At 40.0% G+C, this 19,685-nt stretch carries 28 protein-coding genes; 19 read left to right on the forward strand and 9 right to left on the reverse strand.

All coding sequences use genetic code 11. The features are described from left to right. Positions 1 to 5: 5 nt before the first annotated feature. Entirely contained in the window at positions 6 to 170 is a 165-nt protein-coding gene (locus B5354_RS15195) for an aspartyl-phosphate phosphatase Spo0E family protein (RefSeq protein WP_079529654.1), read from the forward strand. A gap of 161 nt (positions 171 to 331) precedes the next feature. On the opposite strand, the gene B5354_RS15200 is transcribed toward B5354_RS15195, so the two are convergent. Next, positions 332 to 1,510: an aminotransferase A gene (locus tag B5354_RS15200; protein WP_079529655.1), complete on the reverse strand. Its 1,179-nt coding sequence runs from the start codon at positions 1,508 to 1,510 to the stop codon at positions 332 to 334. A 108-nt stretch (positions 1,511 to 1,618) separates the two neighbouring features. Here B5354_RS15200 and B5354_RS15205 point away from each other — a divergent pair, with 108 nt between their 5' ends. From B5354_RS15205 to B5354_RS15240, 9 genes are all read left to right on the forward strand, one after another. After that, on the forward strand, positions 1,619 to 1,765 hold the full coding sequence (locus B5354_RS15205) for an FbpB family small basic protein (protein WP_079529656.1): 147 nt from the start codon (positions 1,619 to 1,621) through the stop codon (positions 1,763 to 1,765). 315 nt (positions 1,766 to 2,080) lie between these two features. After that, positions 2,081 to 2,905 carry an MBL fold metallo-hydrolase gene (locus B5354_RS15210; protein ID WP_079529657.1) on the forward strand — a complete coding sequence of 275 codons (825 nt, stop codon included), beginning with the start codon at positions 2,081 to 2,083 and terminating at the stop codon, positions 2,903 to 2,905. Between the two features lie 25 nt (positions 2,906 to 2,930). Next, complete coding sequence (locus tag B5354_RS15215; RefSeq protein WP_079529658.1) at positions 2,931 to 3,488, forward strand: isochorismatase family protein; 558 nt, start codon at positions 2,931 to 2,933, stop codon at positions 3,486 to 3,488. A gap of 370 nt (positions 3,489 to 3,858) precedes the next feature. Then, on the forward strand, positions 3,859 to 4,659 hold the full coding sequence (locus tag B5354_RS15220; RefSeq protein WP_079529659.1) for a pentapeptide repeat-containing protein: 801 nt from the start codon (positions 3,859 to 3,861) through the stop codon (positions 4,657 to 4,659). 182 nt (positions 4,660 to 4,841) lie between these two features. Beyond that, a complete protein-coding gene (locus B5354_RS15225) occupies positions 4,842 to 5,366 on the forward strand; it encodes a hypothetical protein (protein WP_079529660.1) in 525 nt (174 codons plus the stop codon). A 65-nt stretch (positions 5,367 to 5,431) separates the two neighbouring features. After that, on the forward strand, positions 5,432 to 5,602 hold the full coding sequence (locus B5354_RS20560) for a hypothetical protein (protein WP_176142511.1): 171 nt from the start codon (positions 5,432 to 5,434) through the stop codon (positions 5,600 to 5,602). A 180-nt stretch (positions 5,603 to 5,782) separates the two neighbouring features. Then, a complete protein-coding gene (locus tag B5354_RS15230; protein WP_079529661.1) occupies positions 5,783 to 5,977 on the forward strand; it encodes a helix-turn-helix transcriptional regulator in 195 nt (64 codons plus the stop codon). Positions 5,978 to 5,979: 2 nt separating this feature from the next. Next, positions 5,980 to 6,456 carry a hypothetical protein gene (locus B5354_RS15235; RefSeq protein WP_079529662.1) on the forward strand — a complete coding sequence of 159 codons (477 nt, stop codon included), beginning with the start codon at positions 5,980 to 5,982 and terminating at the stop codon, positions 6,454 to 6,456. 88 nt (positions 6,457 to 6,544) lie between these two features. Then, positions 6,545 to 6,814, forward strand: coding sequence for a hypothetical protein (locus B5354_RS15240; RefSeq protein WP_079529663.1), 270 nt, complete (start codon positions 6,545 to 6,547; stop codon positions 6,812 to 6,814). 146 nt (positions 6,815 to 6,960) lie between these two features. On the opposite strand, the gene B5354_RS15245 is transcribed toward B5354_RS15240, so the two are convergent. After that, a complete protein-coding gene (locus tag B5354_RS15245) occupies positions 6,961 to 8,253 on the reverse strand; it encodes a hemolysin family protein (protein ID WP_079529664.1) in 1,293 nt (430 codons plus the stop codon). A 188-nt stretch (positions 8,254 to 8,441) separates the two neighbouring features. Then, on the reverse strand, positions 8,442 to 8,825 hold the full coding sequence (locus B5354_RS15250; protein WP_079529665.1) for an SET domain-containing protein: 384 nt from the start codon (positions 8,823 to 8,825) through the stop codon (positions 8,442 to 8,444). Between the two features lie 348 nt (positions 8,826 to 9,173). On the opposite strand from B5354_RS15250, the gene B5354_RS15255 reads away from it, so the two are divergent. From B5354_RS15255 to B5354_RS15270, 4 genes are all read left to right on the forward strand, one after another. Continuing rightward, positions 9,174 to 9,938: a nucleotidyltransferase domain-containing protein gene (locus B5354_RS15255; RefSeq protein ID WP_139377150.1), complete on the forward strand. Its 765-nt coding sequence runs from the start codon at positions 9,174 to 9,176 to the stop codon at positions 9,936 to 9,938. Positions 9,939 to 10,040: 102 nt separating this feature from the next. Beyond that, positions 10,041 to 10,730, forward strand: a complete 690-nt coding sequence (locus B5354_RS15260; protein WP_079529666.1) for a Type 1 glutamine amidotransferase-like domain-containing protein — start codon at positions 10,041 to 10,043, stop codon at positions 10,728 to 10,730. 63 nt (positions 10,731 to 10,793) lie between these two features. Then, complete coding sequence (locus tag B5354_RS15265; protein WP_079529667.1) at positions 10,794 to 11,069, forward strand: hypothetical protein; 276 nt, start codon at positions 10,794 to 10,796, stop codon at positions 11,067 to 11,069. A 330-nt stretch (positions 11,070 to 11,399) separates the two neighbouring features. Beyond that, positions 11,400 to 12,179: a class I SAM-dependent methyltransferase gene (locus tag B5354_RS15270; RefSeq protein WP_079529668.1), complete on the forward strand. Its 780-nt coding sequence runs from the start codon at positions 11,400 to 11,402 to the stop codon at positions 12,177 to 12,179. 127 nt (positions 12,180 to 12,306) lie between these two features. Here the strand turns inward: B5354_RS15270 and B5354_RS15275 are convergent, their stop codons facing one another. After that, a complete protein-coding gene (locus B5354_RS15275; RefSeq protein WP_079529669.1) occupies positions 12,307 to 12,492 on the reverse strand; it encodes an H-type small acid-soluble spore protein in 186 nt (61 codons plus the stop codon). A gap of 171 nt (positions 12,493 to 12,663) precedes the next feature. On the opposite strand from B5354_RS15275, the gene B5354_RS15280 reads away from it, so the two are divergent. The 4 genes from B5354_RS15280 to B5354_RS15295 all read left to right on the forward strand — a co-directional run bounded on the left by B5354_RS15280 (position 12,664) and on the right by B5354_RS15295 (position 15,712). Further along, positions 12,664 to 13,518, forward strand: a complete 855-nt coding sequence (locus B5354_RS15280) for a patatin-like phospholipase family protein (protein ID WP_342743017.1) — start codon at positions 12,664 to 12,666, stop codon at positions 13,516 to 13,518. A gap of 15 nt (positions 13,519 to 13,533) precedes the next feature. Beyond that, positions 13,534 to 14,244: a DNA alkylation repair protein gene (locus B5354_RS15285; protein WP_079529670.1), complete on the forward strand. Its 711-nt coding sequence runs from the start codon at positions 13,534 to 13,536 to the stop codon at positions 14,242 to 14,244. Between the two features lie 55 nt (positions 14,245 to 14,299). Beyond that, positions 14,300 to 14,701, forward strand: a complete 402-nt coding sequence (locus tag B5354_RS15290; protein WP_079529671.1) for a hypothetical protein — start codon at positions 14,300 to 14,302, stop codon at positions 14,699 to 14,701. 96 nt (positions 14,702 to 14,797) lie between these two features. After that, a complete protein-coding gene (locus tag B5354_RS15295) occupies positions 14,798 to 15,712 on the forward strand; it encodes a chemotaxis protein (RefSeq protein WP_079529672.1) in 915 nt (304 codons plus the stop codon). A gap of 13 nt (positions 15,713 to 15,725) precedes the next feature. On the opposite strand, the gene B5354_RS15300 is transcribed toward B5354_RS15295, so the two are convergent. The 5 genes from B5354_RS15300 to trhA all read right to left on the reverse strand — a co-directional run bounded on the left by B5354_RS15300 (position 15,726) and on the right by trhA (position 18,926). Beyond that, positions 15,726 to 15,947, reverse strand: coding sequence for a hypothetical protein (locus B5354_RS15300; protein ID WP_079529673.1), 222 nt, complete (start codon positions 15,945 to 15,947; stop codon positions 15,726 to 15,728). 115 nt (positions 15,948 to 16,062) lie between these two features. Continuing rightward, positions 16,063 to 16,530, reverse strand: a complete 468-nt coding sequence (locus tag B5354_RS15305; RefSeq protein ID WP_079529674.1) for a YkyB family protein — start codon at positions 16,528 to 16,530, stop codon at positions 16,063 to 16,065. Between the two features lie 76 nt (positions 16,531 to 16,606). Then, complete coding sequence (locus tag B5354_RS15310; protein ID WP_079529675.1) at positions 16,607 to 17,185, reverse strand: SCO family protein; 579 nt, start codon at positions 17,183 to 17,185, stop codon at positions 16,607 to 16,609. A 76-nt stretch (positions 17,186 to 17,261) separates the two neighbouring features. After that, positions 17,262 to 18,119 carry a metallophosphoesterase gene (locus B5354_RS15315; RefSeq protein ID WP_079530602.1) on the reverse strand — a complete coding sequence of 286 codons (858 nt, stop codon included), beginning with the start codon at positions 18,117 to 18,119 and terminating at the stop codon, positions 17,262 to 17,264. A gap of 171 nt (positions 18,120 to 18,290) precedes the next feature. Continuing rightward, a complete protein-coding gene (gene trhA, locus B5354_RS15320; RefSeq protein WP_079529676.1) occupies positions 18,291 to 18,926 on the reverse strand; it encodes a PAQR family membrane homeostasis protein TrhA in 636 nt (211 codons plus the stop codon). Between the two features lie 256 nt (positions 18,927 to 19,182). Between trhA and cbpB the strand changes: the two genes are divergently transcribed. Next, the gene (cbpB, locus tag B5354_RS15325) at positions 19,183 to 19,632 is read left to right on the forward strand and encodes a cyclic-di-AMP-binding protein CbpB (RefSeq protein ID WP_079529677.1); all 450 of its coding nucleotides are present in this window, start codon (positions 19,183 to 19,185) and stop codon (positions 19,630 to 19,632) included. Positions 19,633 to 19,685 lie beyond the last annotated feature (53 nt).

The raw sequence follows: 19,685 nt of genomic DNA on the forward strand, positions 1-19,685 counted from the left end.
CGATGATGGAAAGTGATCAGCAGGATCAACTCATTTTTAAAATTGAAGAGTTACGCAGGCGTATGACAGAGACAGCGTTAGAAGAAGGATTTTCAAGTGTTAAATCGGTGCGAATGAGTCAGGAATTAGACTATTTATTGAATCAAATACAGCAAAAAAATGAAGCATAATAAAGAGGCTGGACAAAATTAGATTAAGTATAAAGTAATCCGAACTTTTGAAACAAGTTCGGATTACTTGTGTGCCAAGAAAGGATTTTATACCATCGCTCCGCTTAGAGTATTGTTGCACTGCGTTGGCTCTGCACAACGCCGATCTTAGTACAACTTTCTCAGTCGTGTCTACTGGGTATTTGCGCTTTTGTATCCATAAATTGTTCTAGCCTGTCCAGCCCTTCTTGTAAGGTGTCCATTCCATAAGCATAAGAAAGCCTCATATAGCCATTTCCATACTGAGAAAAAGCGTCTCCGGGCACAAGAGCGACTCCCGCTTCTTCTACCAGCTGTACAGCTTTATCAAATGAACTCATTCCTTCTAATGGAAACTCCGGAAAAACATAAAAAGCTCCATCAGGTTCCTGATAACGCAGCCCCATCTGGTCGAGTCGTTCTAACACATAAGCTCTTCTTTTTTCGTATTCCTTTTTCATATGCATCGGGTCGGACTGGCCGTTTTCGATCGCTTCAAGTGCGGCATACTGACTAATTGAAGTGGCACAGGACACATTGTATTGATGTACTTTAAGGATATGCTTGGCTAACCAGCTTGGAGCCAGCAAGTACCCGATTCGAAATCCTGTCATCGAATGCGATTTCGACACCCCATTTACGACAATCACGTGATCCCGGACAGAGGGAAGGGAAGCAATCGATGTATGTGGAGCCGAATACGTCAGTTCGCTGTAAATTTCATCAGCTATCATAAACAAGTTATGTTCCTTAAGGACTTCCGCGATCGCTTTTAATTCCTCATTTGATAACGACACTCCCGTCGGGTTGGATGGATAAGGCAGAATGACACACTTCGTCTTTGGTGTCACAGTCTGCTCAATTAAATCAGCTGTGAGTTTAAACCCGTTCTGGCTCGTGTCTACATGCTTAGCCGTCGCTCCTGCCAGTTTGATAAGCGGTTCATACCCTGGATAAACCGGACCCGGAAGCAGTACTTCATCTCCAGGCTGTAAAATAGTTCTCAGCGTAATATCGATCGCCTGGGATGCCCCAACCGTTACAATCACTTCATCTTCGGCTCGATAGGATAACTTGTATTTTTCCTGAACATGACGGCTGATCGCTTCCCGCAGCTCCAGCAGACCGGCATTGTGCGTATAACTCGTATGATTGGCATCAAGTGCCTGAACGGCCGCTTGTTTGACATGATCCGGCGTCGGAAAATCCGGCTGGCCAATCGTTAACGACACAACATCTTCATATTGACTAACCATATTAAAAAATTGTCGAATCCCCGAGATTTGTATCGTTGCTAGTTGTGGATTAATAAAACGCTCCATATTGTCGCCCCCAAATTAAATGTTAACAAAATGTTCAAACAATTAAGATTTATTACTTTCTTTATTTGATATAATGAAAGTGTAGTAATTGAGAAAGGAGTTTGTGTCATGAGACCCAATCGAATCTCTTTTGAAGAGCTGGTCAATCAAAATAAAGAACAGCTCTTGAATGATCAACAAGCCTTAGAACAAATCGACAAGCAGATCGATGAAAAAAGAACGAAAACTACGGATAAATCTAAATTTGTAAATTGATCATATCACAGTGAGAAAGCAGCCGCATAGCGTGGCTGCTTTTTCTATGTGCTATGCATGAACTGTTCTTTGCCAAATATGCAATTACGTAATAGATGGGTGCAGTTATTTATGACATTCAATTCGAGCAACTAACATGGAAAAAGTGCAATTCAGCGGAAATATATGCAATAGACCAAAATTATGTGCAATGGTTTTAATTTTCAGAAAAGATTGAAATTTAATGGAGCTGTGGTACGATTTAAGAATCAGAACAGACTTTGAAATCCCATAAGAACAGAACTTGGCAATGAGAGATAGGAGTGACATAGAACGATGATCGATGTATATGAACGAGAGGGCGTAACCTGTATAGAGGGGAAAGTCATCAAGTCTGGACGCAAAGCGGGTATGATTTATTCCTTTTTAACAGACGGTATGGTGATCGATACCGGACCACAAACTCTGGAATCTGAGTTGATCCCCATTTACGAAAACCAATCGATTGATCTGGTCATCTTAACACACAGCCATGAAGATCATACCGGAACAGCTGCATGGCTGCAGGAAAATCGAAATCTTCCCCTATATATTCATGAAAAGGGAGTGAGTACATGTGCCGAACCCTGCACTTATCCGAAGTATCGTCAGCATACCTGGGGAATCCGAGAACCATTCAAGGCCCAGCCGATTGGAGAGACGGTTCAATCACGACATGAAGACTGGCGTGTAATCTATACACCAGGTCACGCCGATGACCACATCGCACTGCTTCATGAAAACACAGGGCGGTTGTTCACCGGTGATTTATACGTAATGCCGAAAACGAAGGTCATTATGCAAAATGAATCGATCTCCCTTATCATGAACTCGATTCGCACGCTGCTTACTTATGATTTTGAAGCGGTATTCTGCTGTCATGCCGGCTACATTAAGAATGGGAAAAACCTGATGAAACAGAAGCTTGAATACCTTGAACATCTCTGCGAGGAAGTAAAACACCTCCATAACACTGGGCTTACCGTTACCGAAATCGATCAACAACTTTTTCCAAAAAATTATCCTATCATCGAAATATCTGAGGGTGAATGGGACTCCCGGCATATCGTTACTTCAATCCTTTCTGAGGAAAAATTGAGGAATGAAAACTTTAGCATTTAAACTAGAATGAAGAGGGGTTATCCTATTGAAACAAGCTTTATTAGTTATCGATGCTCAACAAGAATTAATAGAAGGTAACGAAGAAGAAAAGTGTGTATTTCAAAAAGAAAAGCTCATTGAACATATCAACTTGGTTATCAATAAAGCGGTAGAATCGGAATCATTAGTTGTTTTTATACGAGATAAAGATGTCGCAGAAGGCAAAGGGGAAGGGTTTCAGATCCACCGGGACATAAAAGTTCCGACTGGGGCCGAAATCTTTGATAAAGAAGCAACAAACTCATTTTATGGAACCCCGCTGTTGAACTATTTAACAGAAGAAAAGGTAGAGCACCTAGTGGTTATGGGGTGCAAAACAGAACATTGCGTGGATACTGCGGTAAGAATGGCCACTGTTAATCGATTTGATGTCACGTTAGTTCAGGATGGGCATTCAACAACTGATTCCTCAACGTTGTCTGCTGAGCAAATTATCGGGCATCATAATGATATTCTTGATGGTCATTACAATGTTGATCATTTTTCTGATGTGAGAAGGGCACAGGATGATTTATTTCAGCCAAGGCACGATGATTACCGGTAGATGAACAAATAGCACTCGATCATGTGAACCTGCAATTTCTGTTTCGTGCCTTCATGAATAGGATTATAGGTAAGCCTAATTTTTCGGTTTGTAACCGGGGAATTAGGCTTTATGTTATGTTTGGGACTTTGCTGCACTAGAGCAGGAAAGCTGAGGTTACTCTGTACTGGTTGGAATTGTTCCATAACCAAATCTACCCCGAGCAGGAAGGAGTTTTGGATGGCATCCTATTTCATGAAAAACTTTGTAATGTGTAATAATTACTGAATTGTTTGTGTTGTGAGAATATTTGGTAAGATTGCCACTATTAGCAGGAAAGTTTTTCATATATACTTCACGTAGACTATGAAAACTAGAGGAAGTGTTATTAATGTTTGATGAATTAAAATCAGACTGCGAGAATTGTTTTGGGTTATGCTGTGTAGCCTTGCCTTATGTGAAATCAGCAGATTTTCCCACTAAAAAAGACGGTGGAGAGCCGTGCCAACATTTATGTGCCAATCATTTATGTTCGATACATGACCAATTAAGAGAGAAAGGATTCCGAGGTTGTGTGTCTTATGAATGTTTTGGCGCCGGACAGCATGTTTCACAAAATATTTATAAGGGGCATGAGTGGCGGGGAGAACCTGAACGTGCGAAAGAGATGTTTGCTGTATTCCCTATAGTACAACAATTACATGAGATGCTCTGGTATCTTAAACAGGCTCTGAGTTTAACGGAAACTCAATCTATTCAAGCTCGATTGCACAAAATTTATGAAGATACAGTTGATCTAACCACACAAACCCCTAAGGAGATATTAGAACTTGATATTGTGGCACATCGAAACAAAGTGAATGTGCTATTGATCGAGACAAGCAGGTTATTTCGTACCAATTATAGGAATAACAGTCAAAAGAAAAATTTAGATTATATTGGGGCCAACCTAAAAGGCGTGGACTTACGAGGGGCAGATTTTAGAGGGAAATTAATGATTGCCGCTAATTTATCTGATAGTGATTTGAGAAAAGCTGATTTTATCGGTGCAGATCTTAGAGACGCAGATTTAAGTGCCGCTAACTTGAAAGAGGTACTTTTTCTAACACAGTCACAACTCAATTCCGCGAAGGGAAATCGATTCACTCAAATTCCCAGCTATTTGGAAAAACCAGACCATTGGTTGAAATAGTGTGTAATAGGTTATTGATTCTCTTCAATTGAAAATTGCTTAGGAACTTCAACAAATAAGAAGAAGTTCTTATTTTTTTGCCATAGTGTCCGTGACAATTTACATAAATTTAGAAAATTCCGAAACCTAATAATATTGTAAACGTAGGATAAGTAACAAAATTTTAAATGGAGGCATCACAAATGAGAGGGCGTGTACTTACGTTTATCATATTGGCAGGAGCATTCTGTTTTATGGCCGGCTGCTCTTTATCTGCGTCCCCTGAAAAAGATGAAAACGTGGTTCATATTGAGACGGTTGTCAAAGAAATATTTACCGGACCTGAGGATGAATTGGCTGCCATTTACGAACGGGGTGGGAAAGCAGCATTTGAGGATTATATGGCGTATTATGAAGAAGCTCTCAATTCATATTTCACTGATGATTATTATACGATATTTTTTAACAAAAACCTCCCAACAGGATTTCATATGACTGCGTTTCGAAATGGGTATCAAATGGAAGTAAAGGACGTTACTGTTAAGCAAAACGAAACTACGGAAACTGCTTACGATTTCACCGTTGATGTTAATTACAAAAAAGAGGGATCAGAAGAAGAATCTATGGAAATGAGGGGGAGAGTAAATGTGAATGAAGACGATAAAATTACTAGAGTGGTTTATCATAATGGCGGGCAATTAATTCTAGCCATGGATCCTGCGCGTTAGTTGGTTGTAGCTTATTTAAAATGTTTAAAAGTCATTTTACCATTGTAATGAGGGAGTGAAGGGCTGTGGGCCAGGTTCTTCTATTTGGCGTGTTGTTAACCTTATTTCCTTTGATAACGATTAAAAAGTTTAAAGAGGAGTCTAGAACGCAAAAGTTCTTTCATCTTGGATCACTCGTTGTCGGCATCACGCTGCTTATTTTATTTTCAATCCAGTTTTCTACCTACCTCGACTAGATAATTAATCAAAATGGTTAGCTAACAAAAGAAAGAGCAATCCTGATGGGAGATTGCTCTTTCTTTTGTCCCTATAAATTTCAAGTCCAACAAATACCATCATTTGCAATTTAATATGGTGATAATGTAATATATATATAACATAATGAAACATATATTTTCCCTAAGATAGGTGAGTTAATGACGAACAAAATAAAAGTGGCAAGAGTGGAAAAAGGACTTACCCAGTCTCAGCTTGCCCAAAGGGTAAAAGCGACAAGGCAAACAATTGGGTTAATTGAAAAAGGCAAGTATAATCCTAGTTTAAATTTATGTATCTCTATTGCCAGGGAACTCGGTAAAACTTTGGATGATCTTTTTTGGGAGGAATTATAATCATGGTGCGTTCTTTTCTGAATTATCTTCTGCCAGATGATGAATACAAACGTATTCGTATTTTATATTTTTTAGCTGAAGCGGCAGTGATTGCGACGGGGCTGTTGTTTGTGTATTCATTTGTGAATCTTTATTGGTTACAATGGGAATTTCCTGGTGGGACGTTTACTGCACTTTTAACAGCAGTGGGGGTAATGATTTATACATATGTGCGTTATAGTATTTCGGGCATCGAACATACTAATGTCTCCAATCAAAAGCAGTACACTAGGCAGGGACGGGTTAATTTGAAAAAAGTTTTACTTTTTGGATTATTACTTTTTGTTTTTACTCTCATATCTAAAGGTGTCCCGGACAGCTGGTTGGAGGCTCTCGATATCATTGGTCCAACAGTATTAGCTATGATTTTTATGTTCACGCTTGATTACGTTTCGCTCAAACGCTCTTATAAGAAGAATAGAGAGATATTGGATGATTAGAAATTTTATAAAAAGTTACGTTGGTTATCACTCAATAATGGATGAAATACATATTCATGAATGATTGGATTCAGAAGGGAGAATTAGAGTGGTATTTGATTATTTAGACTTGGCACTATTAGCAGGAATCGTTTATTTGCTTCGCAAGATTATTGATTTAGATGGTCGCGTGAAGGGGCTGAAATATACGTTGAATCAGGTCACTAACCATATGACCTTGCCGGAAAATCCTATCAATGATGAATTGCGCGAACTTATCGCAGAGGGTGAAGATATAAAAGCTATTAAAAGAACGAGGGAAACTCTAGGGCTTTCTCTAATAGAGGGAAAGAAGTATGTTGATGACTTAAAAAAATGATCGATAATTTAAAAAAGAAATAGTCAGCTGCTCCGGAACGTGAGGTGACTATTTCTTAACCATTTTCAACTGCTGATCAACACGGCAAAGCAGGTTTCTTCGACCGAGTGCCGAGCACTCGGTCTTTTTTTATGTGATGAGAATTGCTATGATTCGTTTTCTAACCACACTTTAACTTTCTTAATTTGACCATCAACCATTGTTGCTACCTTAAAGTAGTGTGGGTGTTTGGAGACAGTTGTTCCTTCCTTCGCATCAATGTTCTGATTTAAAATCCAGCCAGAAATCGTATCAACACTTCCATTTTCAAGTTCAATGTCAAAGTATTCATTAACCGATTGGATAGAAGCTTTCCCGTCTAATATATAAGAACCGTCTTCGAGGGGCGTGATCTCTCGCTCCTCATCCTGGTCGAATTCGTCCCTAATATCCCCAACAATTTCTTCAATGATATCTTCGCTGGTGACCATGCCCGATGTGCCGCCGTATTCATCCGTCAGGACAACGAGATGGGTCCTTTCTTTCTGCATTCTTATTAATAAATCATGAATCGGTATATTTTCAAAAACCTTCGAAACAGGACGAATATATGGCTCAAGTGATTCGACCTGACTCCAGTCTTTATAAAACAGTTCCTTTAAATGAAGAATACCGATAATGTGATCTTTATCATCACGGTAAACTGGATAACGTGTGAAACGCTCCTTGTCCATAAATTGTAAAGATTCTTCAACGGGATCCTCAATATCAACTACAGACATATCTGTACGAGGAACCATGATTTCTTTTGCCGTTCGATTGTCAAATTCGAAAATGCGGTCGACATATTCAAATTCTGATTGATTAATTTCACCTTGCTGATAGCTTTCCGACAGAATATGACGCAATTCCTCTTCAGAATGGACTTCCTCAGATTCTTTAGCGGCATGAAAACCGAATAAGCGTACCAGCGCGTTTGCTGAACCATTTAATAGCCAAATTAGTGGATACATGATTCTACTGTAGAGAATTAATGGTCCCGAAAGCATTAATGTAATCTGTTCGGCCCTTTGAATGGCAATGGTTTTAGGTGCCAGTTCTCCCAGTACAACATGTAAATAGGTAATGACAAAGAATGCAATTATAAAACTAATGGTATGGCTAACTGTAGAAGGTAAATCGAATCCAGCTAGTAAGGGATGAAGGAGTGCCTCCAAAGTCGGTTCACCTAACCACCCTAATCCCAGAGCGGTTATCGTAATCCCCAGCTGGTTAGCAGACAAGTAGTAGTCTAAATTGCCTGTTACCCGAAGAGCATTCAGGGCTTTTTTATTTCCTTCGGCTGCCCTTGACTCTAATCGTGTTCTTCTTACCTTTACAATCGCAAATTCGCTTGCAACGAAAAACGCTGTTAGAAAAATTAACACCGCTACCGCTGCAAGCCTAATCGACGTTTCCATAACATATCCCCTTTGTATCATTGTTGGTGATGATAGCGTCACCATTTCTTATTTTACAGTAAATGAAGTTACTTTTCTATTTTTGTGATTAGTTTCAAAACTATTCAAGTATCGTAATTAAAGGATTTGTGAAGAGACGATATAAAAAAACACCCAGGGAATGGGTGCATCCTTCGTTCAATCGTTTATTATTCTTCCTCTTCGTTAAACCAAAGTGGGGAGTCGTTCTCAACCTCACCATTATAGTTAATGAAGATTTCTTCCCCTGCTTTAATATCTTTATACGCGTAGAAATCGAACGAGTCGTTCTCGAAGTTAACCCTGTAATCAGCATTAGGATGGTACGAATGGTTGAACATCATCCCATACCCTAAAAGAAATGCCGTGTGGTTACTTCCATACTCAAATGCGTAATCAGCAAGGTACGTTTTCTCAATATGCTTATGTTCCTCATTTGGATAAGGAAGCACTGGTGCTTCATGAATGAGTTCATTTTTTGCAATATCGCGAGTGGCGAATACGCCTTTATTTAATTCGTCATCAGTAATTGTGGAAGTTCTAACTTCTATCAATATTTCACCTTCATCCTCTTGTCAGTGTGTCTTTCGCTTTTTAGTTTGACAGGTTATAGGGAAGAAATCAATTGTCGCAATATTCGATTTGTAAGTTGGTTAACGCTAACTTCTTTGTTATCTCTTATAATCACTACTTAACGTCGTTCCATTTTTAGTGTAAATCGATGATCTTTTCTTAAAATTATACTACCAGAGGCTGAACTAGAAGGAGAAACGGCTGTTAATCTTGAATAGAGTTAGAACGATAACCAGTAGAGGAGTGGTTTTAAATGAGCGGGATTTGATAGAAAAAATGAACAAAGGGATACAACACTACCGGCCAATCGAAAAAAACTTTTATCTTCCATTGAAAAAGACCTATTACACGACGAAAATGTTGTGGCTTTATTTTATGGTGGTTCTCTTGGCAATGGGAACACCGATGTTTATTCTGATATCGACGTAAGAGTGGTTGTGAAACCTGAAAAGCTAAAGGAGTATATTTTGAACAAAGCGGTTCGACCCCAAAAATGGGGAAAAATCCTTTTTGTTGAAGACATAAACCCATCATCAATTTACACAGTTGCTCATTATGATTGCTTTATAAAAGTGGACACTTTTTATTATAAGCCAGAGGATATACAACCTTCAATTTGGTTGAAGAACATAAAAATAATGAAGGATACGGATGAACTAATGACACGTACTTTGGGTAAATCGATGGCTTTATATTATGAACCAACGATTGACGAAATAGAGTCTTGGAGAGTTAAGTTTTTTGCTTATTTACATGAAGCATACCGGAGAGTTATGAGAAAAGAGTACTATTATGCCATAAATTGTATTGATAAATTACGCTTATCAGTGGCAATGGGCTGGTACATGGAGAAAGGAATCCAGCCCAATAGTTTTGGAGATTGGGCAAAATATGAAGGAGAAAGAAGTAAATTAGATAATTGGCAGCAGACGCTTCTTAGTAATTGGGATTGCGGAAGAGATGGCTTAGAAATTTCAGATGTCATGAAAGGTATCGTTTGTGAGTTTAAAAAGGTTCATCATTCCCTTTGTAAGAAAGCTGGTTTGAAAGAAGACCGTGCCTGGATTAATAAAATAGTTGAGATGGTTTATTGATGAACAGTACTAAAAGTTCTTAAACAATGAATGGGCTAAAAAGCAGTCCATTCATTCTCTTATTTTCAACTGGCTTAAAAGTTATTGAAAGGAAGCGAATTCATGCGGCAGATTATTGCGTTAGGTGGCGGGGGCTTTTCGATGGAACCGGAAAACCCTTTGTTAGATACATATATATTACATCAAGTCAATAAAACAATCCCTAAGATATGTTTTATTCCTACCGCTAGTGGAGATTCAGATCATTACATAACAAGGTTTTATAACTTTTTTAAGAATCAATCGTGTGAACCTTCTCATCTTTCTTTATATAATCCACCTACTAGAGACTTAGAAACTTTTATTCTAGAGAAGGACATTATTTATGTTGGGGGAGGAAACACGAAAAACCTATTAGCTCTATGGAGAGAGTGGAAGCTGGATAACATGTTGAGACAAGCATGGAAACAAGGTATTGTCTTAGCCGGCATTAGTGCTGGATCTATTTGTTGGTTCGAGCAAGGAATAACAGACTCATACGGTACTGGTCTTGAACCGATTACATGTTTAGGGTTGCTAAAAGGTAGTAACTGTCCTCATTACGATGGAGAACCGGAAAGAAGAACGATGTACAAAAAATTTATTAAAGAGAAGAGGTTGCATGGGGGTATAGCTGCAGATGATGGAGTTGCTATTCATTATATTGATCAAGAAATAAATAAAGTTGTAAGTTCAAGGAAAAATGCTAAAGCTTATAGAGTTAACTCTGGTAGTGACAAGGTATTGCCAACACATTTTCTCGGCTCTAATTAGGCTTAACCCATACATCAACGGTTCTCCTGAGTTTTTCCTTTGTGGGAGGGAGAAAGAGAAGATATGAAGAAGGGGAAAATAATATTCTTTGGGGCCGAAATATGTATGCTCTGTGGAATTCTTATTGTATTTAATTATTTTTCTTTTGGAAACTACAATGTTCCTTTTGGGGTTAATATTGAAGATATGGAAAGTAGAATCATTATTGAAAGATATGACTGGAAAGGCAGTGTGTCCAGTCAATATATATTAAATGAATCACGCTTGGACATTCCTAACGATACACTAGTCGCAGCTAAGGTAATGGAATCTGAATTTAAAAAACGTTTGCTTCAGTAGTGGTTTTAGTTTTGGCTCTACTATTTAGCATTTGTTTAAAAGTTATCTCAGTGAAATTTGATATTCCACTCAAGCGTGTACATATATCAGCCACCTGGTCTCGGATATTTCTCATTTTAATAATGGTGGTCTTTGTGGCTATATCGGTTCGGACAGGAATTGATTATAAAAATATGATAGTGGAGAGTGGGAAGTTACTAAATGAACTAAAAACGTAATAGTTACTTTTGAAGCCGTCGCAAGTAAAGAGTAGAATTTTATTATCAAGGGCCGATGAGAGCTCACAATCGAACACTGCAAGCAAGGAATTTTTATGAAAGGGAGATGCCCATGGATACTACACAACACAACAGTAATGCTTGGGACAAGAAAGTTGAAGAAGGTGCGGCCTATACTAAACCTGTAAGCAGCGAAGTCATTGAAAAAAGTAAAGCTGGTGATTGGGAAATAACTGTAACAACGGAAAAATCAGTACCGAGAAATTGGTTTCCGAAATCATTAAATGGGTTGAAAATTCTTTGTCTGGCTTCAGGTGGTGGGCAACAAGCTCCGGTTCTAGCCGCTGCAGGTGCGGATGTTACTGTGACCGATATTTCTATCAAGCAGCTGGAGCAGGATGAAGAGGTTGCTAAGCGTGATCAGTTAACCTTGAAAACTGTTCAAGGGGATATGTCTGATTTGAGTGATTTTGATGATGAATATTTTGATCTCATCGTCCATCCAGTTTCTAATTTGTTTGTAAAAGATGTGTGTCCTGTCTGGAGAGAGGCGTCGAGAGTTTTAAAAAATAACGGAATACTGATTTCAGGGTTTACGAATCCTCTTCTATGGATTTTTGACGATAGCCAGGAGAGAAAAGGTATTCTTGATGTAAAACATCCTATCCCTTCATCTACGTTAGATTATTTGTTAGAAGAGGAGGTTCAGGAGTTTATTAATTCTGATCAAACCATTGAATATGCTCATACTTTGGAAGACCAACTTCAAGGTCAATTGGATGCAGGGTTTGTCATTTCGGGTTTTTACGAGGACGACTTTGGCGGAAGTAGGGTTTTGGATAAGTATATTAAAACGTTCATGGCAACAAGGGCAATAAAATTAGACCAGTAGTTGTGGCTCTAACAAAGAAATGAGCTTTACATGTAAGAATTCTAATGAGTTATGTCAGAATCATCGCCTCAACCACTCAATAATCAAACATCCACTCCAACTAGAGCTGAAGTGGATGTTTTTAAAATTACTCCATTGTCTCCTTCAATTCATACAAAGGAACTTCCTGATAAACGTTCGGCTGATCAACAGGATGAATGCGGGCGGTTTCGCTTCTTTCAATCACTTCTTCAATATAGATTTGGCGCTCCTCGTGAGTCACATCAATCATCTCAGGGGAGTGGAAGATTTCTTTGGCGCGTTCTTTGTTCATTAGTAAAAGTCCTCCTTTTGGTTTGAGGTTAATTTTTGCTTGAAGTGACATTTGTATGCACATAGTTTAGCGGCTTACCTTTTAACTAATCGATGTAGCGCTCAATTCGGATTGCTTCAAAGAAATGGTTATGAGCGTTATAATTTTTTACATAGAAAAAGGAGGTTGACGGTGTTGGATCGAACAGGTTTAGTATTAGAAGGAGGAGGAATGCGCGGGGCTTATACGGCGGGAGTTCTTGATTTTTTTCTTGATGAAGCCATCCATTTTCCTTATGTGGTAGGGGCTTCAGCAGGTGCTTGTAATGGCAGTTCTTATGTGGCTGCGCAGCGGGGCAGGAATTATGAAGTGATGGTAAATTATGGGGATCACCCCGAGTACATATCGTTCAAGCGAATGTTCACAGAGCGCCAGTTGTTTGGGATGGACTTTATTTTTGATAAGCTCCCTAATCAGCTTGTGCCGTTTGATTATGACGCCTTTTTATCCAGGACGACGGAGTTTGTAGTGGGTACGACGAATATGCGAACGGGTGAGCCGCAATTTTTCAACCATTTTCCTGACCGGACAAGCTTACTTAAAGTGATGAGGGCGTCAAGCTCGCTGCCGCTCTTAGCTCCAAGTATTTCTTATTTAGGGGAAGAGCTTATGGACGGTGGAATAGCTGATCCGATTCCGATCAATCCGTCAATTGAATCGGGAAATAAGAAGCATGTGATCGTGCTGACGAGGAATGACGGTTATATTAAAAAAAAGATGAAAATGGATTGGTATTTCACCCGCAAATACAAAAACTTCCCGAAGTTTGCCCATGCTTTACGAATTCGTCATCAAAAATACAATGCGACCTTGAGAAAAATTCAGCAGATGGAAGAAGCTGGCGAGGTGTTTGTATTACGCCCTCAATCCCCATTGCAAGTAAGCCGCATTGAGAAAAATAGACAGCGTCTGCATCAGCTTTATATGCAAGGCTACCAGGAGGCTGAGCAGCAAAGTGATCAGCTTGCAAAATTTATTCAAACGTAAATTAAGGAGGCTCATATGGAACAAACTCAACAGGTCAAGGCCGCGATTGTGAACGAATTTAAGGCTCATCGGAATCCTGGTCAACACGAGGCGATGGAGAAGTATATGAAAAATCAGTTCCCTTTTTACGGCATCAAGACACCGGAGCGCTCGAAGCTTGTGAAGCAATGGCTGAAATCTTATGCTTCAATCACCTATAGTGAACGTGTTGATACGGCTTTATTACTTTTTCAAGAAGAAGAAAGGGAATGTCATTATGCAGCTCTCGCGTTACTTGAAAAAGTCTCTAAACAGCCCTCTGTCTCAGCTATTGCGGTTTATAAGCAATTATTGACGTTAAAGCCCTGGTGGGACACGGTTGATATGATTTCCTCCAATTTGTGCGGAAACTATTTGCTGCATTATAGGGAGGAGTTACCAGCGATTACGGAAAGCTGGGCCAGCTCGGAGCATCTGTGGGTAAGAAGAGCGAGTCTGCTGAATCAACTTAAATTTAAGGATCAGACAGACGAGGAGCTGCTGTATCAAACGATCCATACATTAAAACATGAGAAGGAATTTTTCATTGAAAAAGCAATCGGGTGGATCTTGCGTGAGTACAGTAAAACAGCTCCAGAATCTGTGATTGCTTTTATCGAATCGACAGAGTTACGTCCTTTAAGCAGGAGAGAAGGGCTGAAGTGGATGAAAAATAAGGGATTATATCCTGTGGGTGAAAAGGTATAGATTGGAAACTCAACGATCATAATGGGGATAATTACACAAAAGTGAGGGTCCTATTATGAATCAATGGGTAGATGTTTCTTTCTTGGATCGAGTCATTCAATGGCTTGATCAGGACGTATTGCAAATATTTGGGTTGAACGGCTTGCATATTCAATTTGTCCTCGTCTTTCTGCTGACAGCCAGCATCATGTTTGTGATCAAACCGATTATGGAATGGCTGCTTGTTAAACAATGGTTCACGCTGCTCGGGTATAGCATCACGGCTGTTCTGGCATTTTGTTTTCTGCAAATGGTCGATCGATATGCGATGGGCACCGAATCAACCTTTCTGCCATCCTATTATTGGTCTGTCAGCTTGCTTGCGATCAGCAGTTACGGCGCGGTTCGAGTGATTGCTGGAATATCGAAGGTGATTATGGTGAGATGGAGAGTTCGCTCTAAGAAACGCGTGGCTTAAAAATATGACTTTTGCTGTGAAAATTCGTTCGTTCCTTTCTTTAGTTGTGGTATAATTTACCTAACTAGAAGTTTTATAGAGAGGGAAGGGAAGCGGATGCAGAAAGATCAAGGGATTTTATTAGAAAGTGGTACAAATGAACTGGAAATTGTAGAGTTCAGTGTCGCAGAAAGCCGGTTTGGGATCAATGTGATTAAGGTAAAGGAAATCTTAAATCCAGTACCGATTACGAAAATTCCTCACTCTCATCCAGCCGTTGAGGGGATCATTGATATTAGAGGTGAGGTTGTGCCGGTTGTGGACGTTGCTCACGCCCTAGGTTTTGAAGACTCTTTCAATCCACACCAGGACAAGTTTATTCTTGCTGAGTTTAATCAGACCAAAATCGTTTTTCACGTTCATACAGTTACACAAATTCATCGTATTTCCTGGGAATCGATTGAAAAGCCAGGAACAATGGGAACAATGTATCAAGGGTTAGAGACGGAAATTACCGGAGTCATTAAAAAAGAGGGCGACATGTTGCTGTTGCTGGATTTTGAGAAGATTGTGGCGGATATTAGTCCGGAATCAAGCTTAAACAAAGCTGATATTCGCGTCCTGGGTGCACGGGAGCGTTCTGACAAAAAGATTCTTATTGTCGAGGATTCAGGATTGCTGCGCGGGCTGCTGCAAGAAACGCTGGAGGAAGCTGGTTACATACATACGACATCATTTGAAGATGGAAAAGCTGCCTATGATCATCTGGCTGAAATGGCAGCTGACGGGAGGACGATACAGGAAGAGTATCAATTAGTGATCACAGACATTGAAATGCCGCGGATGGACGGTCACCATTTAACCCGTCGAATTAAGGAAGATCCGCAGCTTCAACAACTTCCGGTCGTCATTTTTTCTTCCTTAATTACGAATGACCTGAAGCATAAAGGGGAGATCGCAGGGGCCGATGCCCAGATCTCAAAACCGGAAATAGTGGAACTAATCAAGATCATTGACCAGCATATAAAATGAAAAGCCGCTCCACTTAGGAGCGGCTTTTTTCATTTTCCACCTTTTTAAACAGCGTATCATGCCAGTTGTAAGCTTGTTGAGTGATCGTTTCTGGTTCAGAGCCATACGGGTGAGATTCGCGGATGATGCTTTTCTCATGTTCTGTTAGATGTTCATAGGAAGATCTCAATTCCGTAGAATACTCCACATATTTATTAAGCTGATACAGAAAATCGTCCATAGGATTCATGGTCATAAATAATCACCCCTCCTAAAGGTACCTATACCTTATTTGGAAGGCCTTGAAACATGGGTCGTCAAAAGAAAAAAGAGAGTCAGGGCTGCTGCCTGGCTCTCTTTTTATCTCTAAGTTATCGTTTGGGACGCTGGTTCCACGGGGCAATATGCTGCTGTCCAAGCATGGACAGGTTAGGATGGGAGGAAGGTGAGTAAGAAGTGGGGGCCTTTTCGTGGTCCCAACCTAAATAGTTGTACAGCGTTCGCTTTGCTCTCGACAAGGAGAGTTTTGGTTTCGGATTGCGATACGATTGGTCTACCTTGCCAAGGTGCTTTAACTGATTGAAATCTTTCTTTTCAGCTGGAATGTGAAAATAGTATCCGCCGACCTCTATAAGAAGCGTGGAATGCTGTTTACTCAGTTTAGGATGGTCTGAAAAATGCAAACCAATTTTTTTCGCTCTTCGTTCCTTTAATAATTTAGTAATGGTTGATTTTTTAATTTCATAGAGATGTTTAGGCTCAGGGGCGGTCTTCGCGTGCCGATTGACGATAAATAGTGATTCGGCAATTTCACGGTTGGACAACTGTTTTTCTCTCATTCATGTTCTCCTTTCTAGACGTCTGCATGACCATTGTATGAATATCATGGCTGAATGGTCTATTTTGCAAAATGATCTATGACTTTAATTTCTTTAAATCTGCTATAATTTGATCGATCTCGGCCGCTTTCATCCCGCTGTACTGTTTAATCACGTCACCCTCAGGTGTGACTAAATAAAAGCTTGTCCCATGGGCCACTTGGTCAGAACCTTCCATCTTAGAGACTGGAGACTGGAACGATTTTATCGATAATTCCTTAACTTCATGGAATGTATAGCCGGTTAGAAAGCTCCACTGATCGTAATCGGGCTGATAGGCATCCGCAAACTCCTTGAGTTTCTCTTGAGTATCGTGCTTGGGATCAACGGAAAATGATACAAGTTTTACATCATCAAGATTTTCTTGTTTCAAACGCTGCTGTAAATGCGACATATTCCCTGTCATCGGCGGACATACGGTTTCACAACTTGTGAAAATAAAATCAGCTATCCAATAGTCGCCTTTTAGATCCTCGGGTAAGTTCATCTTTTCACCACTTTGCGTCGTAGCGGTAAATTCGCCTACTTCCCGGGACATATTTTCTTCAATTGGAGAGCCGCATGATGTTAGGAGCAACAGTCCTCCTAAAACACCGATCAATATGATATTCTTCATGATTTATCCTCCATCAACTGGTAGTTCTTTTATTCTATCATGTACCGAGCTTCTTTCAGGTAATGTCACAAAAATGTTAAAGCTTCGCTTGGAGGTGAAAAACTGAGTATTCAGGACGGCACATAAATCGATACGGCAGGCGGGTTGTTCCAATCCCCCTGCTTACGTAGAGCGTGAGAAGCTCACTGATCGTATATTTTCCTTCAATGTAGGTCTCTGCATAAGGCGGAGTTACGAGCGCTCCTACGAATGGAAGTTGAATCTGACCGCCATGACTATGGCCGGACAGCTGGATATCAATCCCATGTTGCTGCATTTGGTCTGCTACATCAGGCTCATGTACGAGCAGCATTGTAAAAGGATCCCCCTTAATTTGAGCAGTAGTTGCTGAAATATTGGGCGACCCAAGCATGACATCATCTAAACCCGCCAGTGCAAAGGTATCCTGGCCATTATCGACCATGGATACACTATTTTGCAGCAGTTGGAACCCTCCATCCTCCATAACTGCTTTGACTGTCTCTGTTCCATATCCACCATGATCATGGTTGCCGTAAATCCAGTACTTTCCATAACGTGTCTTCAATCTCCGAAGCAGCTGTGGAATCCTCTGGTCAAATCGATACGTGTGCGGCTTATCTACAAGGTCACCGGTAAAAACGATTAAATCTGCATTTTCAGCATTTATGGTATCAATTAATTGCTCAAACTCTGTTAAATCATAATTAAAACCAATATGAGTATCAGAAAATTGGACAATCTTAAAATTATTAAACGAACGCGGTATGTTTGAATGGCTGATCGTGTACTCTTTTCTATCAAGCATGTGTGGTTCAATATGACGGGCATAGTAATAGCTACCGCCGCTCAATCCGAGCAGCCCTAATCCGCTTACTAGAAATTTTTTTATGAAGCTGCGTCGTGTTAATTTCATGTGAAGAATCCCTTCATATAATACTCCCGCCATTATACCACGTTCCATTCTGTTCGATAAGAATTAATAATCACGTGAAGGGGTGGCGCTCACCGCCGGTCTCGCCCGGCGGTGAGCGCCGATAAAAATCATAAGAAAAACCGCTGCATGGCACAGCGGCTTTTAGCAAATTCACAGGATATATAGAAATACGGTGAAAAAATGAAGGATTGATCCGCTGAGCACCATTAAGTGCCAGACCATATGGTGATAGGTAAAGCCTCTCCATACGTAAAAGATCGCACCTATTGAATAAACGAGTCCGCCTAACACGAGGAGAAGAATCCCGGTGGAGGAGACAGCCTCTGTGAGCGGCTCCCAGGCGAGCACAATCAGCCAGCCCATGAGCACGTAAAATACAGTCGAAAGTACGACGAATCGTTTAACGAAGAAGATTTTGAAGATGACTCCCGCAAGCGCAATTCCCCATACCACTCCAAATAACGTCCATCCGAGTGTACCCCTTAGCGGTACGAGAAGAAGGGGAGTATAGGTCCCTGCAATAAATAGGTAAATCGCTGAGTGGTCAAAGATTTCAAACAGGTCTTTGAATTTTCCCGGTGGAAAGCTATGAACAAGAGTGGAAGAAACATAAAGTACGAGCATAGTAATTCCGTAAATCGTCACGGAAACGATCTCCCATGCATTTCCTCCTAAGCTGGCAAATACAATAAGCAGAGTGAGCATAGCTATACTTAATATGGCCCCAACACCGTGAGTGATGGCGTTTGCGATTTCTTCACGTTTTGAAAAAATGTGTGTGCCCATGGTCCGTTCATCCTTACTTAAAGTCATTTTTAATTAGTATAGACGCTTCAGCTTATTTTATAAAGTTAAATTAATTTTAAGGTTTACCTCTATAAGAATTCTGGGTAATTGAAGGGTGAGCAAATCATGTTGAAAAGGTCAAATAATGTCGAATATTGCGTTAGTTTGACTCTCGTATCTATGTTACTATTAGATTACATGCGTGTGAGCGTTATTTCTTGCTCCTTCAATTGTTTGCTAAAAAGGAGTGGTGTTTATGGTAAGTGTAGAAAGTAAAAAGCTTGAAATTCCATTAGTTGAAGAGTTAATGATTCCAGCAGAGAAAGTCGCTCATGTTCAGATAGGGAATCCGTTAGATCATGCTTTGCTCGTTTTGGTGAAAACCGGCTATTCGGCTGTACCTGTCGTCGATAAAATGTACAAATTCAAGGGGACCATCAGCAAGACAATCATCCTTGAAGAAACGCTCGGGCTCGAACAGTTTGAATTGAATCGATTGAATGATATGACAGTGAATGAAGTGGTCGATGAAAGTGTTCCGTGTTTGCATCGAAATGATACGATGATTGATGCTTTACACAAGTTGATTGATCATCCCTTTATTTGTGTTACAAATGGTGAAGGAGAATTTGACGGGATAATTACGAGGAGAACCATTTTAAAACAATTCAGCAAACATTATCATGAATCATGGAAAAGAATATAGCGAATAAACAACTCAAATATATGGAAGATGGCGCCTCTTGCAGGCGTCTTCTG

The sequence above is a fragment of the Halobacillus hunanensis genome (assembly GCF_900166655.1).
Lineage (GTDB): Bacteria > Bacillota > Bacilli > Bacillales > Halobacillaceae > Halobacillus_A > Halobacillus_A hunanensis.